Origin of the sequence: Stappia sp. TSB10P1A (genome assembly GCF_900185725.1) — a bacterium.
Classification (GTDB): domain Bacteria; phylum Pseudomonadota; class Alphaproteobacteria; order Rhizobiales; family Stappiaceae; genus Stappia.
On record NZ_FYAU01000008.1, the window covers coordinates 116,264 to 131,605 of the forward strand.

Genomic DNA, 15,342 nt, shown 5'->3' on the forward strand with positions numbered 1-15,342 from the left:
GGGAGACTAGCAAGTTTGTGTTTCCAGTGTGGTTTTCGAATTTGAAATACGCTTCTACGGTCGCTGCCGAGAACAGAGCGTATTTCAAATTCACCACACTAGGTTTGGCGCACACTAGCAAAAACGGCAATCGCGGCCAAAGACTTCCGCCCGCTTCGCCCGCGACAGGAACGCCGCGGCCGATCGCAAGGAGCCAGAAGCGCCATGTCACAGCCGAGCCGCACGCCGGCCCCCTTCACCGGCTCGATCCAGACGGTCCGCAGCGAGTGGCTCGACTATAACGGCCATCTCAACATGGCCTATTACAATGTCCTCTTCGACACCGCCCTGGACGAGGCCTTCATCCATCTCGGCCTTGGGCCGGACTATGCGCGCGAGCGCGGCGCCTCTTTCTTCACCGCCGAAACGCATCTGTGCTACCTGCGCGAACTGAACGGGGGAGATCCGGTCCGCGCCACCGTGCAACTCGTTGATTTCGATGCGAAGCGCGCGCATCTCTACCAGGAGCTCCATCATGCGGACGACGGGTTCCTCTCGGCGACGTCCGAGCAGGTATCGCTGCATGTCGATCTTCAGGCGCGCAAGGTGATACCCTGGCCGCAGGATGTGCTGGAGCGGCTTGAGGAGATGAGGGAGAGCCACGCGGTGCTTGGCCGGCCCGAGCGCTGCGGGCGGCGGATCTCCCTCGAGAGGCGCTGACGGGAAACGCCTCGGCCCTTGCGGGCCCGGCGGACGGCTGGACGAGCGATGACCGGTCTGCTGACGCAATTGCAACGCCTTGCCGTGCTGGCGGCCGGTTGGATCAAGCCCAACCTCCGGCTGTTCCGTTCAACGCGCCTGCCGCTGGTCTGGCTGCTGGCTATCGTCATCGGCGTGCTGACGGCGATCGCCGCGATCCTCTTCCGTGTCGCCATCGGCGCCGTCCAGTGGCTGTGGCTCGGCACCGCGGAGGAAACCGTCATCACCGCCGCCGCCGGCATCCCCTGGTGGGTGATCCTGCTGGCGCCGGCCACCGGCGGCCTGTTCGTCGGCCTCTACCTGCAGGCGATCCAGCCCAAGCAGCGCGCCGGCGGCGTGCCGGACGTGATCGAGGCACGGGCCCAGGGCGGGCGCGGCCTGCCGTTCTGGCCGGGCATTTCCTCGGCCTTTCTCACCTCCGTCTCTCTCGGCTGCGGCGCCAGCGCCGGCCGCGAAGGGCCTGTGGTACATCTCGGCGCCACCATCGGCACCGCGCTCTGCCAGACCTTCCGCCTGCCCGACGCCGCCCGCCGCATCCTGCTGGCCTGCGGCGTCGCCAGCGCGGTTTCCGCCTCGTTCAACGCGCCGATCGCCGGCGTGCTCTTCGCCCATGAGGTGATTCTCGGCCATTATGCCATGTCCGCCTTCGTGCCGATCGTCATCGCCTCGGTGCTCGGCACGCTGATGTCGCGCCTGTGGTTCGGCGATGTCGCCGCCTTCTCGATCCCCGAATACCAGATCACCTCGATGCTGGAGATGCCGGCCTTCGCCCTGCTCGGCCTGACCTGCGCCGCCGTGGCGGTGATCTTCCAGTTCTCGCTGATCGGCACCGACTGGGTGGCGCGCAACATCGCCATGCCGCTGTGGCTGCGCCCGGTGATCGGCGGGCTGGCGGTGGGGGCCATCGGCATCGTCTTCCCCGGCGTGCTCGGTGTCGGCTACGAGGCGACAGACCTTGCGCTGCGCCAGGAACTGCCGCTCCTCACCATGCTGGCGCTGCTCGTCACCAAGACGGCGGCGACCTCGATCACCCTCGCCTCGCGGTTCGGCGGCGGCATCTTCTCGCCGGCGCTCTATCTCGGGGTGATGACGGGCGGGGCCTTCGGCCTCATCGCGGCGGCGGCGTTCCCCGAGCTTGCCTCCTCGCACGGGCTCTATGCCATCCTCGGCATGGGCGCCGTTGCCGCCGCCGTTCTCGGCGCGCCGTTTTCAACCACGATGATCGTGTTCGAGCTGACCGGCGGCTATGCGCTGTCCATCGCGCTGCTGATCGCCGTGTCCATCGCCACCGGCCTGACCCAGGCGGTACACGGGCGCTCCTTCTTCCACTGGCAGTTGGAAATGCGCGGCGTGATGCTCCACGAGGGCGCGCATCGCTGGGTGGTGCGCATCGTCCAGGTCTCCGACTTCGTCGAGCGGCTGCCGCGGGACGCCGAGCCGCAAACCCACGACCCGCAGACGGACGGCCCCAGCCTGACGCTCGACGACACGCTGGAAACCGCCCTGCAGCTCTTCGACGACAGCGGCGCGAGCCGGCTGCCGGTGGTCGATCGGGTCGATCCGACGAAAGTCGTCGGCCATGCCAGCCATGTGCGGGCGCTGCGCTTCTTCAATGCCGAACTGATCAGCAACCAGGTCGAGGAGCACCGCTGAGCGGCGCTCCCCCACCCGTTAGAGCGGCTCCCCCTTACAGCGGCGCCGTCGCCCGCTCCAGCCAGGCCCGCGTCGCCGTGTCGACCAGCGGCCCGATCTCGCCCAGGACGCGCGCGTGATAGGCGTCGACCCAGGCCCGCTCCTCGGCGCTGAGCATCTCCACGACCACCGCCCGCCGGTCGATCGGCGCCAGCGTCAGCGTCTCGAAGCCGAGCATCGGCCGCTCGCCGCCCTCGATGGCCGTCGCCGGCGTCACCAGTTCCAGGTTCTCGATACGGATGCCGTGGCTGCCGTCACGATAGTAGCCCGGCTCGTTGGAGACGATCATGCCCGGCTCCAGCGGCGCGTGGCCGGTCTTGGCGATGCGCTGCGGCCCCTCATGCACGGAGAGATAGGAGCCGACCCCATGCCCCGTGCCGTGATCGAAGTCGAGCCCGGCCTTCCACAGGGCGATGCGGGCGAGCGCGTCGATCTGCGCCCCGCTGGTGCCAACGGGAAAGCGCGCCGTGGCAATGGCGATATGCCCCTTCAGCACCAGCGTGAAGTGGCGCTTGTGCTCCTGCTCCACCTCGCCGACGGCGATGGTACGGGTGATGTCGGTGGTGCCGTCTTCATATTGGGCGCCCGAATCGATCAGGAACAGGCTGTCCGCCGGGATCGGCAGGTTGCTGCTCCGGTCGACATGATAGTGGCAGATCGCAGCGTTCGGGCCGGCAGCCGAGATGCTGTCGAAGGAAATCTCCTTCAGCTTGCCGGTCTCGGCCCGGAAGGCCTCCAGCCGCTCGGCGACCGCGATCTCGTCGAGCCCGCCGGCCGACGCCGCCCCGTCGAGCCAGCACAGGAAGCGGGCAAAGGCCGCCCCGTCGCGCAGATGCGCGGCCCGCGCCCCGGCGATCTCCGCCGCATTCTTCACCGCCTTGGCCTTGGTCACCGGGTCGGCGCCGTGCTTCACCTTGCCGCCGGCGGCAAGCACCGCGCTTGCCAGCGCATCGCCCGCCCAGTCGGGATCGACCAGCACCGTCGCGCCCGCAGCTCCCAGCGCGCTCAGCGCGCCCGTCAGCCCGTCCGGCCCCGCAATATCGGCCAGCGCCTCCAGATGGTCGCGCGAGGCATTGGTGAGCTTGCGCCCATCGATGAAGATCTGCGGGCGCCCTTCGCGCGGCAGGATGGCGAAGGACAGCGGCAGCGGCGTGTGCGACACGTCGCTACCGCGGATGTTGAAGAGCCAGGCGATGGAATCGGGCTGGGTCAGGACGAAGGCATCGCCGCCGGCGCGGCGCACCTCGGCGGCCATGCGCGCGATCTTCTCCTCGGCCGCCTCGCCGGCAAACTCCTGCCCGTGCACGCGCACCTGGCCAAGCGGCGGCTGCGGCCGGTCCTCCCACACCGCATCGAGCGGATTGCCATCCACCGGCACAAGCTCCGCCCCGGCCCTGGCACAGGCTTCGGCCAGGCGCTTCACGCCGCTCACCGTATGCAGCATCGGATCGTAACCGAGCTTCTGGCCCGGCTGCAGCGTCTCGGCCAGCCACTCGGACGGCGGCGTCTCGATCAGGTGCATCGGCCGGAACACGCTGGTGTCGACCTGCTCGCGCACCTGGATCGTGTAGCGCCCGTCGACGAAGATCGCCGCCGCATCCGCCAGCACCACCGCCATGCCGGCGGATCCGGCAAAGCCGGTCAGCCAGAAAAGCCGCGCGTCGCTGGGCGGCACATATTCGCCCTGATGCGCGTCGGCGCGCGGAATGAGGAAACCGTCGAGGCCCCTGCGGGCCAGCTCGCGCCGCAGCGCCGCGCAACGCGCGGAACCGACGGACGGGTCGATGACATTGTCGAAGGACTGGAACATGCGACGACGCTAGCGCCAATGCAGCCGTCGCGAAAGGGCATTGAAGAGGGATCGCGGCGGCTTTTGCACACCCGGCGGGCACCGGAGCGCCACGGAATTCGGCATGTGCTGCACCGCATTGCAAAATCACGCATTCGCACATGCAGCAATCGCAGCGCAGCCATGCACTTATCGACCTTTTCTCATGCGTCGGCGATCCCCATACTCTGTCTTGAGAGTTTGAGGGAGGAAGCTCTAGACAGAGACCTCGAACTGGAGACTTAAGATCATGGCCATTGCCACCACGACCACCACCGCCATCTCGGGCGTATCGCGCAGCTCTTCCAAGAGCGTGTTCCGCAAGGCGCTCGACTCGATGATCGCCGCCCGTGAGCGTCAGGCTCGCCGCTATGTCAACGGCTACCTTCTGTCGCTCGACGACGCCACGCTCGCCGCCTACGGCTACGACCGGGCCGATCTGGAGCGCAACAGCTCGCTGACCTCCGCGTTCTGATACCGGCGGTCGCTGACTGGACAGAAACGGGCCCGGCGGTTCCTCCGCCGGGCCCGTTCCTTTTTGGGGCAGGCTCTTTCCGGGGCTTCAGCCCTCGTGACGGCCGCGCACCAGCGTCAGCGTCAGCCAGCCGTCGCGGTTCTGCCGGCGCACCAGGTGGAACCCTTGCGTGCCATAGGCGAAAAGGATGCGCGGTCCGTCCTCCTCGCGCAGGCCCGACAGGACCAGCGTCGCCGAGCGGGTCATCCGCGCCGAAAGCCCGGCGGCCATGCGCATCAGGGGCCGGGCGAGGATGTTCGCCACCACCAGATCGAAGGGACCGGCCTCCGCGAAAATGCGGCTGTCGACGCCGGCCGCCGTTGCCGTGCGCACCAGCGTGCCGGCAAGATTGTGGACGGCATTGGCGCGCGCGGTAATGGTCGCCACCGGATCGATATCCGTCGCCAGCACCGGACGGCGGGACAGCCGCGCCATGGCGATCGCCAGAACGCCGGTGCCCGTGCCCAGATCCAGCATCCGCGCATAGGACCGGCGGGTCAGAAGCCGGTCGATCTCGATCAGGCAGCCGGCGGTCGTCCCGTGATGGCCGGTGCCGAAGGCGAGCGCGGCCTCGATCTCGATGGCAATGCCGGCGAGCGGGCGCTTCGCCCGGTCATGCGCGCCATGAATGAAGAAACGGCCCGCCTGCACCGGCGACAGGCCTTCAAGGCTCTTCTCCACCCAGTTGATGTCTTCCAGCTCGACCGCCTCGACCGGCGCGGCGAAGGCGTCCGCGCCCAGCCGGTCCTTGACCAGATCGGCGGCCTCGCTCGCGCTCATGTCGAACAGCAGGATCTCGGCCGTCCACTCGCGCCCGTCCGCCGAAGCCTCGAACACCGTCACCGGGTTGCCGTCATCCTCGAAGTCGCGCGACAGCAGCTCGTAGATGCGCTTCGCCTCGATCTCAAGGGCGGTGATGCGGACACGGATGGTGGACATGATCTCTCCGGAGACAGGAAACAGCGCCCGCCCTATAGCGCCCGCAAGCGGGCCGCATCAATCGCATTCGCACCGGATAGCGAAACGAGCACCGCTCAGTGCCGCTCGACGAAGCTGTCGAGCACCTTCTTGCGGCCCGCCTTGTCGAACTGCACGGTCAGCTTGTTGCCCTCGATGCCGACGATCTCGCCATAGCCGAACTTGAGGTGGAACACCCGCTCGCCCATCGCGAAGGCCGACGGCGTGTCGGACACCGACTTGGCGACCAACTCGCCCTCGATCATCCGCGGCCCGCCCGACTGCCTGCCCGACTGCCGGCCACTGGTCGACCCCATCCGCCCGGCGAACCCGCCACCACCAGCGCCGCCCTGCGCTTGCGAACGCTGCGCCCGCTGCCAGCCCGGCGTCGAATAGCTCGACTTGAAGGGATCGCGCGTGTCGAAGCGGCTGGCGCCGTATCCCCCGCCGCCATAGCCGCCGTAATTGCTGGACTGCTCCACCACCTCGACATGATCGGCCGGCAATTCGTCGAGGAAGCGCGAGGGGATCGAGCTCTGCCACATGCCGTGGATGCGCCGGTTGGAGGCGAACCAGATCTTCGCCCGCCGCCGCGCCCGCGTGATGCCGACATAGGCGAGCCGGCGCTCTTCCTCCAGCCCGGCGCGGCCGCTCTCGTCGAGCGCGCGCTGATGCGGGAAGAGCCCTTCCTCCCAGCCGGGCAGGAACACCGTGTCGAATTCCAGCCCCTTGGCCGAATGCAGCGTCATGATCGACACCGCCTCGTTGCTGCCGCCCGCGTCCCGGTCCATGACCAGCGCCACATGCTCCAGGAAGCCGGCGAGCGATTCGAACTCGTCCATCGAGCGGATGAGCTCCTTCAGGTTGTCGAGCCGGCCCGGCGCCTCCGCCGAGCGGTCGTTGCGCCACATCTCGGTATAGCCGCTCTCGTCGAGGATGATCTCGGCCAGCTCCGTATGCGACATGGCCGGCACCAGGTCGCGCCAGCGGTCGAAATCGGCGAGCAGCATGCGCAGCGTCGTGCGCGCCTTCGGCTTCAGCTCCTCGGTCTGGCACAGGTCCGAGGCCGCCTGCATGAGCGGGATCCGGTTCGCCCGCGCATAGGCATGGACCAGCTTCAGGCTGGCCTCGCCGAGACCGCGCTTCGGCGTGTTGACGATCCGCTCGAAGGCGAGGTCGTCGGCCGGCTGCACGACGCAGCGGAAATAAGCCATCGCATCGCGGATCTCCATGCGCTCGTAGAAGCGCGGGCCGCCGACCACCCGGTAGTTGACGCCGAGTGTGACGAACCGGTCCTCGAACTCGCGCATCTGGAACGACGCGCGCACCAGGATCGCCATGCTCTCGAGGCTGTGACCCTTGGACTGCAGCGCCTCGATCTCGTCGCCGATGGCGCGGGCCTCTTCCTCGGAGTCCCAGGCGGCGGCGACGCTGACGCGCAGTTCCTCGCCGTCCGGGTCGACGACATCGGTGAACAGCGTCTTGCCCAGACGCCCCTCGTTATGGGCGATCAGATGCGAGGCGGCGGCGAGGATATGGCTGGTCGAGCGGTAATTGCGCTCCAGCCGGATCACCTTGGCGCCGGGAAAGTCGTGCTCGAAGCGCAGGATGTTGTCGACCTCGGCGCCGCGCCAGCCATAGATCGACTGGTCGTCGTCGCCGACGCAGCAGATGTTGCGGTTGCCCTGCGCCAGCAGCCGCAGGAACAGGTACTGCGCGATGTTGGTGTCCTGATACTCGTCCACCAGCATGAAGCGGAAGCGGGCCTGATACTCGGCCAGCACGTCCGGATTGTTGCGGAACAGCGTGATGACATGCAGCAGCAGGTCGCCGAAATCGGCGGCATTGAGGATCGACAGCCGCTCCTGATACTGCTCGTAAAGCGCCCGGCCCTTGCCGTTGCCGAAGGAGCGCGCCTCGCCCTCCGGCACCTGGTCGGGCGTCAGGCCGCGGTTCTTCCAGCCATCGAGCTGGCTGGCGAAGGCCCGCGCCGTCCAGCGCTTGTCGTCCAGCCCCTCCGCCTGGATGATCTGCTTGATCAGGCGGATCTGGTCGTCGGTATCGAGGATCGAGAACCCGGATTTCAGGCCGATCAGTTCGGCATGCCGGCGCAGGATCTTGACGCAAATCGAGTGGAAGGTGCCGAGCCAGGGCATCCCTTCCGCGCTCTCGCCGATCAGCCGCTCGATCCGCTCCTTCATCTCGCGGGCGGCCTTGTTGGTGAAGGTCACCGCCAGGATCTGGCTCGGGAAGGCGCGCCGTGTCGCCAGGATATGGCCGATGCGCGTGGTCAGGACGCGGGTCTTGCCGGTTCCCGCCCCCGCCAGCACCAGCACCGGGCCGTCCAGCGCCTCCACCGCCTCGCGCTGCTCCGGGTTGAGCCCGTCGAGATAGGAGCCGGGTTCGGGCGGCCGCGGCCCGAGCGCTGCCCGCGCGCGCGCGGCAATGCCGCTGCCGGAGGGAGTGGCGCTCCGCTGCAGGGCGGAAAGGCGGTCGCCTTGGGAATCGGGCATCGACTGTCGGATCTCGGGCTCGATGGGTTCGCTCGCGAAGCGTCTTCGCGAATCTGTTCGCTATTTGGACCAATATAGCAAGTTTGCCGCCACTTGGCAGGGCCGCGCCTGCACACGGCGTCCGTCCGCCGGCGCAACCGCCCGTCAGCCCCCCGCCATCTCGATCCAGGCGTCCTCGTCGATGACGTCGATACCCAGCTCCTCGGCTTTCTTCAGCTTGGAGCCGGCGCCGGGACCGGCGATGACGAGGTCCGTCTTCTTCGACACCGAACCGGAGACTTTCGCCCCCATCGCCTCGGCCCGCGCCTTGGCCTCGTCGCGGCTCATCTTCTCCAGCGTGCCGGTGAAGACCAGCGTCTTGCCGGCGACCGGGCTGGCGCTCGCCTCCACCCGCTCCATCGCCTGCGGCCGGATCTGCGCCAGCAGCGCGTCGAGCGCCTCGCGGTTATGGTCCTCGGCAAAGAACTCGACCACCGCCCGGGCCACGGTTTCGCCGATGCCGTCGATGGCCATCAGCTCGGCAAAGGCATCGGACTGAGGATCGGCCGCCGCCTGCATCGCCGCGCGGAAGCTCTCCCAGTCGAGATAGTGGCGGGCGAGCAGCTTGGCATTGCCCTCGCCGACATGGCGGATGCCGAGCGCGAAGATCACCCGGTTGAGCGGCATCTCGCGCCGCGCGTCGATGGCGGCGAAGAGGTTGGCAGCGCTCGTCTCGCCCCAGCCGTCGCGGTTCCTCAGCTTGATCAGCGGCGAGGCCGCATCCCGCTGCGCCAGCGTGAAGATGTCGGCCGGCTGGCGGATACCCCCCTCCTCCATCGGCAGGCCGAAGAAGAACTCCACCTGCTTGTCGCCCAGCCCCTCGATGTCGAGCGCGTGGCGCGAGACGAAATGCTTCAGCTTTTCCTTGGCCTGCGCCGGACAGATCAGCCCGCCGGTGCAGCGGCGCACGGCATCGATCCGTCCGCTCGAGGCATTGACGTCGCGCACCGCGTGGCTGCCGCAGGCCGGGCAGGTGGTCGGGAAGGCGAAGGGCTCGGCATCCGCGGGGCGCTTGTCGAGGTCGACATCGACGATCTGCGGAATGACGTCGCCGGCGCGCTGGATCTGCACCGTGTCGCCGACCCGGATATCCTTGCCGCCGCGGATCGGCTCGCCGGTCTGGCCGATGCCCTTGATATAGTCCTCATTGTGCAGCGTCGCGTTCGACACGACGACGCCGCCCACCGTCACCGGCTCCAGCTTGGCGACCGGGGTCAGCGCGCCGGTGCGCCCGACCTGGATCTCGATGCCGCGCAGCACGGTGAAGGCCTTCTCGGCCGGGAACTTGTGGGCGATCGCCCAGCGGGGCGCGCGCGAGACGAAGCCGAGGCGGGCCTGCAGGTCGAGCCGGTCGACCTTGTAGACCATGCCATCGATATCGTAGCCGAGCAGCGCCCGCTCCTCCTCGATGCCGTGATAGGCGGCAAGGATCTCCTCGACGCTCTCGCAGCGGACCATGCGCGCGTTGATCGAAAAGCCCCACTCGCCGAGCAGTTGCACCATCTCGAACTGGGTGGCGCGCGGCACCTCGCTCATCTCGCCCCAGGCATAGGCGAAAAAGCGCAGCGGCCGCGCCTTCGTCACCTCCGGATTGAGCTGGCGCAGGGAGCCCGCCGCCGCATTGCGCGGATTGGCGAAGACCTTGCCGCCCTGCGTCTCCATCCGCGCGTTCAGCGAACGGAAGTCCTCGTGGCGCATATAGACCTCGCCGCGCACCTCGACGATGTCGGGCGCAGTATCCGGCAGGCGCTGGGGGATGTCCTCGATGGTCAGGGCGTTCTGCGTCACGTTCTCGCCGACCGTGCCGTCGCCGCGCGTTGCCGCGCTGACCAGCCGCCGCTTCTCGTAGCGCAGCGACAGCGACAGCCCGTCGATCTTCGGTTCGGCCGTCACCGCAATCGCCCCCATCAGCGGATCGAGCTTCAGGAAGCGGCGGATGCGGCCGAAGAAATCGCGCACGTCCTCGTCGGCAAAGGCATTGTCCAGCGACAGCATCGGGATCGCATGGGTGACCTTGCCGAAGCCTTCGGCCGGCGCGGCGCCGACGCGCAGCGACGGGCTGTCGGAGCGCACAAGGTCCGGGAACCGCTTTTCGATTTCGTCGTTGCGCCGCTTCAGCGCGTCATAGTCGGCATCGGAAATGACCGGCGCGTCCTCGCCGTGATAGCGCCGGTCGTGAGCCGCGATCTCCTGCGCCAGCCGTTCCAGCTCCAGCGCGGCCTCTTCCAGGGTCAGGTCTTCGACGGCGCGGGACGAGAGATCGTTGTCGGACATGGGGGATCGCATCTTGCTGGCATCGGATCGTGCGGCACGGGAACGGGCGTTCGCCGCCCGGCTCGCGACAGGGAGTATGGCGCCGGGATCGGGCAAGGCAAAGGGCGGCGGCGCGCTTTTCCAGCCTTGGTTCGGCCGCTTAAGCGCGCGGCGCGTCGGCCAGCAACCGGTCGGCCGCCGCCCGGGCCTCGTCGGTGATCGTGGCGCCGGCCAGCATCCGCGCGATCTCCTCGCGCCGGTGATCGACATCGATCCGCCGCACCCTGGTCGCCACCCGGTCCTCGCCGGCGTCTTCCTTGAGAATCAGGAAGTGCCCGCCCGCCTTCGCCGCCACTTGCGGCGCATGGGTGACGGTCAGCACCTGCACCTTGCCGGCAAGCCGCGCCAGCCGGCTGCCTATGGCCTCCGCCACCGCGCCGCCGACGCCCGTGTCGATCTCGTCGAAGACCAGCGTCGGCGCCGAGCCCTTGTCGGCCAGCGACACTTTCAGCGCCAGCAGGAAGCGCGACAGCTCGCCGCCGGAAGCGACCTTCATCATCGGCCCCGGCCGGGTGCCCGGATTGGTCTGCACCCAGAATTCGGCCGTGTCGATGCCCTCGCGGGATCGGGCGTCCGGGTCGCTCTCCAGGTTGACGAGGAAGCGCGCCCGCTCCAGCTTCAGGTCCGGCAACTCGCGGGAAACGGCCTCTTCCAGCGACTTGGCCGCCGCCCGCCGCCGCTCGCTCAGGGCCGCCGCCTTCGCGTCATAGTCGGCGCGCGCCGCCTCGGCCGCGGCGGCCAGGCCGGCCAGCGCCTCCTCGCCGGCATCAAGCGCGGCAAGATCGGCCTCGAACCGCTCGCGCAGGGCCGGAAGGTCGTCGACCTGCACCTGGAACTTGCGCGCCGCCCCGCGTAAGGCGAACAGCCGCTCCTCGGTCGCCTCCAGCGCGCGCGGATCGAACTCCGTCTCGCGCACCGCGGCTTCGAGGCCCGCACGCGCATCCTCCAGCCGGTCCAGCGCCTCGGCGAGGAAACCGACCGGACCGGACAAGAGGCCGGGCGCCTGCTCGGCCTTGCGCTCCAGCCGCCGCCACAGCGCGGCGATCTCGGTAATGGGGGAAGCCGTGCCGTTCAGCAGGTCGAAGGAGTCGCCGAGGTCGCCTGCGATCTTCTCCACCTGCATCATCGACTGGCGGCGATCGGCAAGCTCGGTTTCCTCGCCGGCGACCGGCGCAAGCTTCGACAGTTCCTCGGCGGAGGCGCGCAGGTAGTCGGCCTCGCGCCGCGCCGCCGCGATCCGCTCCTCCTGCTCGGCCAGCGCGCGCGCCGCCTTGCGCATCGCCGCATGGGCGCTGGCGACCGCCGCGCACTCCGCCTCGCAGCCGCCGAAGGAATCGAGCAGCCGGCGATGCTCCGCCGGATCGGTATAGGCCCGCGCCTCGTTCTGTCCGTGGATCTCGACCAGCAGCCCGCCCGCCTGCCGCAGCAGGGCGACGCTCACCGGCGCGTCGTTGATGAAGGCGCGGCTGCGGCCGTCTTCCGCCTGCACCCGGCGCAGGATGACGTCGCCATCGGCCTCAAGATCGTTCTCGCGCAGCATCGCGCGCACCGGATGCGCCATCGGCACGTCGAAGGCGGCCGTCACCTGGCCTTGCGCCTGGCCGTGGCGCACCAGGCCGGCATCGCCGCGCCCGCCAAGGGCAAGGCTCAGGGCATCGAGCAGGATGGATTTGCCCGCGCCCGTCTCGCCGGTCAGCACCGACATGCCGGTACCGAAGGCGAGATCGAGCCGGTCGATCAGGACGATATCTCGAATGGCAAGCGCAGCGAGCATGCGAGCGGGTGACCGGGCCGGACTGGACATGTGCGGCGACGCGCACGGGAAACCGCATCAGGTGTAGCTGGTGGTGCCCCGCCCCCGCAATGCCAAACTGGCCACGCAGCGGCAAGCCATTACCGACGTGGATGCTAGTGTGGCGAATTTGAAATACGCCTCACTTTGGCAGCGTGCCGGTGAGCGTATTTCAAATTCGAAAACCACACTGGAAACATAGATTTGCTAGAGCGATTTCCGATCAGGTGGACTCACCTGATCGATAAGAAATCGCTCCAGATTCAATACCTGGAGCATATTCTCGTCATTCAGATCGGTTCGATCTGAACGGAATATGCTCTGGTCACCCTTTTGAATCTGAAGTTCGTTCAGAGCATGCCGAGACATGTGACGAACTTCAGAGTCGGGTGACTAGAGCGAGATGCCCTTGAACGCGCGGCTGATCCAGCTTCCCGAATCCTCGCTCGGGGAATAGCCGCCGGTCTTCAGCAGGCTGAAGGCGTCCTTGTACCACTGGCTGTCGGGATAGTTGTGGCCGAGCACGGCGGCCGCGGTCTGCGCCTCGTTGACGACGCCGAGCGCATAATAGCTCTCGGTGAGGCGGAACAGCGCCTCCTCGATATGGCGGGTCGTCTGGTAGTTGGTGACCACCACCTTGAAGCGGTTGATCGCGGCGATCTGGTGCTTGCGCTTCAGATAGTAGCGGCCGACTTCCATTTCCTTGCCGGCGAGCTGATCCTGGGCCGCCCGCACCTTGGCGGCGGCGTCGCTGGCATATTCGGAGTTCGGGAAGCGCTGGATGAGCTCGCCATAGGCGGCAAGCGCCCGCTGCGTCATCTCCTGGTCGCGCGTCACGTCCGGGATCTGCTTGTGATAGGACTGGCCGATGATGTAGAGCGCGTAGGCGCTGTCCTCGCTGCCCGGATAGAGCGTCGTGAAGCGCTTGGCAGCGGTGATCGCCTCCGGATACTTGCCGGACGAGTAGTTCAGGAAGGCGAGGTTGATCAGTGCCTTGCGGGAATACTCGGAATAGGGATGGAGCTTGTCGACTTCCTGGAACTTCAGCCGGGCATCCGACAGGCGCCCCTCGTTGCGCAGCGACAGGCCCTCGTTGAACAGCACTTCCGGCGGCGTGTCGTTGGTGGAGAAGTCGTCGTCGTCCTTGGTCGAGGAACAGGCGGCAAGGGTGATCGCAAGCAGGGCGACAGAGGCGATCCGGGCCTTGCGCAGACCGCTGGACACGGTTTCCCTCGCCTTGGAACTCGACACTGCCACCATCACGTCAACTCACTCCTCGAACTCGGACCTGTTCGGCCCGCCCGGACAATCCGGAGTGACCGGCGGGGGCACCGTGATGGCGCGCCCTCGGGTCCGATCTGCGCGTGTTCTAACGGAAAACACCCGACCACGTCACGCCATGTGAGGGACATTTGTCGCTTTTTTGTGGCCTGTCGTTTTCGGCGATGTCGTTTTCGCCATGCCGACGCGGCCCGCTCGCCCAGGATCGCTCAGGAGGCGCCCTGCGCCATCGCCAGCATCGGCATTTCCAGGACCGGCGCCATCACCGGCCGCTCGAACGTGCCCTCGACGATCTCGAAGGCGTCCTTGCCGGCATTCTCGAACAGCTCGACCAGGATGGCATGGTTCATCCGGTGGCCGCCCTTGTAGGAGCGATAGAGCCCCAGGAACGGCAGGCCGGCCAGGGCCAGGTCGCCGACCGCGTCCAGCATCTTGTGGCGCACGAACTCGTCGCGCCAGCGAGTGCCTTCCGGGTTCATCACCTTGCCGTCGGAGATCGCCACGGAATTGTCCAGCGACGAACCGAGGGCAAAGCCCATCGACCACAGCTTCTTCACGTCCTGCACCGATCCGAAGGTGCGGGCGCGCGACAGCTCGGTGCGGAAGTTGTCCGGCGTCAGGTCCAGCACCATCGACTGGCGGCCGATCACCTCGGCATCGAAATCGATGGTCACGTCGAAGCGGCAGCCCTCATGCGGGCGCAGCTCGCACCAGGCGCTGCCCTGGTCGACGCGAACGGCCTTCTTGACGCGGATATAGCGGCGCACGGCCGCCAGCCGGCGAAGCCCGACCGAGTCGATCGCCTCGACGAACGCATCGGAGCTGCCGTCCATGATCGGCATCTCGGGTCCGTCCATCTCGACGATGGCATTGTCGACGCCAAGACCGCGCAGCGCCGCCATCAGGTGCTCGACCGTCGAGACGCCGCCGGCCTTCGGATCGCCGAGGACGGTGCAAAGGGCGGTGGCGGAGACGGCGCGCCAATGCGCCGGAAACTCGATCTCGGCGCCGGTCTGCGGATTGCGGTTGGTGAAGACGATGCCGGTGCCGGGATCCGCCGGATGCAGCGTCACCTCCGCCCGGTTGCCGGAGTGAACGCCGATTCCCTGCAGAGAGACGGAACCGGCCAGTGTCGTCTGCCGGTCGGAAGATACCTTCATCACCAGATCGCCCTGTCTGCGAGATCCTGAAACTGCGGGACCCTGAAACGCGTCCGCGATGGCGAGGCCGATTGGCCCCGAAACCGCCGAAGGACCGGCTGCCGGAAGGCCACGCGCGATTCGCGAACCCCGTCAATCGCAGGGTGACCATACGGGTTGTGGTGAGGGATCAGAAATAAAGCTTTGTTACGATATGTAACGTTTTACGGAAAAAGAGAGCATTGAAATATCTAAGAAAATTCTGATGCGCGCACGAGGGCGGGCGATCCGGTGAGGAGCCGGATCGCCCGTTGAGGGAGTGTCGCGAGCCTCGCCGTCAGGTGGCCTGACGGCGCAGGAAAGCCGGGATCTCCAACTGGTCCTCTTCCGACAGGTTGCGCGGCTGCGGCGCCGGGCGACCGGTCAGATCAAGCTGGCCGGCGGCACCCTGGGCGGCCGGGCGCGCCGGGGCCGGACGCATCACCGGCTGGGCCTGCGGCTGGGCCGGGCGCTGCGGCATGGCGGCGCGCGGCTGG

At 67.7% G+C, this 15,342-nt stretch carries 10 protein-coding genes and 1 pseudogene; 3 read left to right on the top strand and 8 right to left on the bottom strand.

Features of this window, described 5'->3' with window-relative positions; translation table 11 throughout:
- Window positions 1-204 precede the first annotated feature (204 nt).
- Together TSB10P1A_RS02000 and TSB10P1A_RS02005 are read left to right on the top strand one after the other, a co-directional pair.
- Window positions 205-699 (top strand): thioesterase family protein, encoded by a 495-nt coding sequence (locus TSB10P1A_RS02000; RefSeq protein ID WP_186386232.1) that lies wholly within the window; start codon window positions 205-207, stop codon window positions 697-699.
- Window positions 700-747: 48 nt separating this feature from the next.
- The gene (locus TSB10P1A_RS02005) at window positions 748-2,391 is read left to right on the top strand and encodes a chloride channel protein (RefSeq protein ID WP_186386233.1); all 1,644 of its coding nucleotides are present in this window, start codon (window positions 748-750) and stop codon (window positions 2,389-2,391) included.
- Window positions 2,392-2,425: 34 nt separating this feature from the next.
- On the opposite strand, the gene TSB10P1A_RS02010 is transcribed toward TSB10P1A_RS02005, so the two are convergent.
- A complete protein-coding gene (locus TSB10P1A_RS02010; protein ID WP_186386234.1) occupies window positions 2,426-4,240 on the bottom strand; it encodes an aminopeptidase P family protein in 1,815 nt (604 codons plus the stop codon).
- A gap of 268 nt (window positions 4,241-4,508) precedes the next feature.
- Between TSB10P1A_RS02010 and TSB10P1A_RS02015 the strand changes: the two genes are divergently transcribed.
- A complete protein-coding gene (locus TSB10P1A_RS02015; RefSeq protein WP_186386235.1) occupies window positions 4,509-4,733 on the top strand; it encodes a hypothetical protein in 225 nt (74 codons plus the stop codon).
- 87 nt (window positions 4,734-4,820) lie between these two features.
- Here TSB10P1A_RS02015 and TSB10P1A_RS02020 read toward each other — a convergent pair whose 3' ends face one another.
- The 7 genes and pseudogenes from TSB10P1A_RS02020 to TSB10P1A_RS02050 all read right to left on the bottom strand — a co-directional run.
- Window positions 4,821-5,711 carry a 50S ribosomal protein L11 methyltransferase gene (locus TSB10P1A_RS02020; RefSeq protein WP_186386236.1) on the bottom strand — a complete coding sequence of 297 codons (891 nt, stop codon included), beginning with the start codon at window positions 5,709-5,711 and terminating at the stop codon, window positions 4,821-4,823.
- A gap of 95 nt (window positions 5,712-5,806) precedes the next feature.
- The gene (locus TSB10P1A_RS02025) at window positions 5,807-8,242 is read right to left on the bottom strand and encodes an ATP-dependent helicase (protein WP_186386237.1); all 2,436 of its coding nucleotides are present in this window, start codon (window positions 8,240-8,242) and stop codon (window positions 5,807-5,809) included.
- Between the two features lie 144 nt (window positions 8,243-8,386).
- Entirely contained in the window at window positions 8,387-10,555 is a 2,169-nt protein-coding gene (gene ligA / locus TSB10P1A_RS02030; protein WP_186386238.1) for an NAD-dependent DNA ligase LigA, read from the bottom strand.
- A 139-nt stretch (window positions 10,556-10,694) separates the two neighbouring features.
- Window positions 10,695-12,368 carry a DNA repair protein RecN gene (gene recN, locus TSB10P1A_RS02035; RefSeq protein WP_186386239.1) on the bottom strand — a complete coding sequence of 558 codons (1,674 nt, stop codon included), beginning with the start codon at window positions 12,366-12,368 and terminating at the stop codon, window positions 10,695-10,697.
- Window positions 12,369-12,779: 411 nt separating this feature from the next.
- Window positions 12,780-13,646, bottom strand: a complete 867-nt coding sequence (locus tag TSB10P1A_RS02040; protein WP_186386240.1) for an outer membrane protein assembly factor BamD — start codon at window positions 13,644-13,646, stop codon at window positions 12,780-12,782.
- Between the two features lie 230 nt (window positions 13,647-13,876).
- A complete protein-coding gene (gene lpxC / locus TSB10P1A_RS02045) occupies window positions 13,877-14,827 on the bottom strand; it encodes a UDP-3-O-acyl-N-acetylglucosamine deacetylase (RefSeq protein WP_186386241.1) in 951 nt (316 codons plus the stop codon).
- Between the two features lie 316 nt (window positions 14,828-15,143).
- Window positions 15,144-15,342 (bottom strand): annotated as a pseudogene (locus TSB10P1A_RS02050) (cell division protein FtsZ); the annotation flags it as partial.

Coding starts and splice junctions, on each gene's coding strand:
- TSB10P1A_RS02000 (WP_186386232.1), top strand. CDS start 205: ATGTCACAGCCGAGCCGCACGCCGGCCCCCTTCACCGGCTCGATCCAG.
- TSB10P1A_RS02025 (WP_186386237.1), bottom strand. CDS start 8,242: ATGCCCGATTCCCAAGGCGACCGCCTTTCCGCCCTGCAGCGGAGCGCC.
- TSB10P1A_RS02020 (WP_186386236.1), bottom strand. CDS start 5,711: ATGTCCACCATCCGTGTCCGCATCACCGCCCTTGAGATCGAGGCGAAG.
- lpxC (WP_186386241.1), bottom strand. CDS start 14,827: ATGAAGGTATCTTCCGACCGGCAGACGACACTGGCCGGTTCCGTCTCT.
- TSB10P1A_RS02005 (WP_186386233.1), top strand. CDS start 748: ATGACCGGTCTGCTGACGCAATTGCAACGCCTTGCCGTGCTGGCGGCC.
- TSB10P1A_RS02040 (WP_186386240.1), bottom strand. CDS start 13,646: ATGGTGGCAGTGTCGAGTTCCAAGGCGAGGGAAACCGTGTCCAGCGGT.
- recN (WP_186386239.1), bottom strand. CDS start 12,368: ATGCTCGCTGCGCTTGCCATTCGAGATATCGTCCTGATCGACCGGCTC.
- TSB10P1A_RS02015 (WP_186386235.1), top strand. CDS start 4,509: ATGGCCATTGCCACCACGACCACCACCGCCATCTCGGGCGTATCGCGC.
- TSB10P1A_RS02010 (WP_186386234.1), bottom strand. CDS start 4,240: ATGTTCCAGTCCTTCGACAATGTCATCGACCCGTCCGTCGGTTCCGCG.
- ligA (WP_186386238.1), bottom strand. CDS start 10,555: ATGTCCGACAACGATCTCTCGTCCCGCGCCGTCGAAGACCTGACCCTG.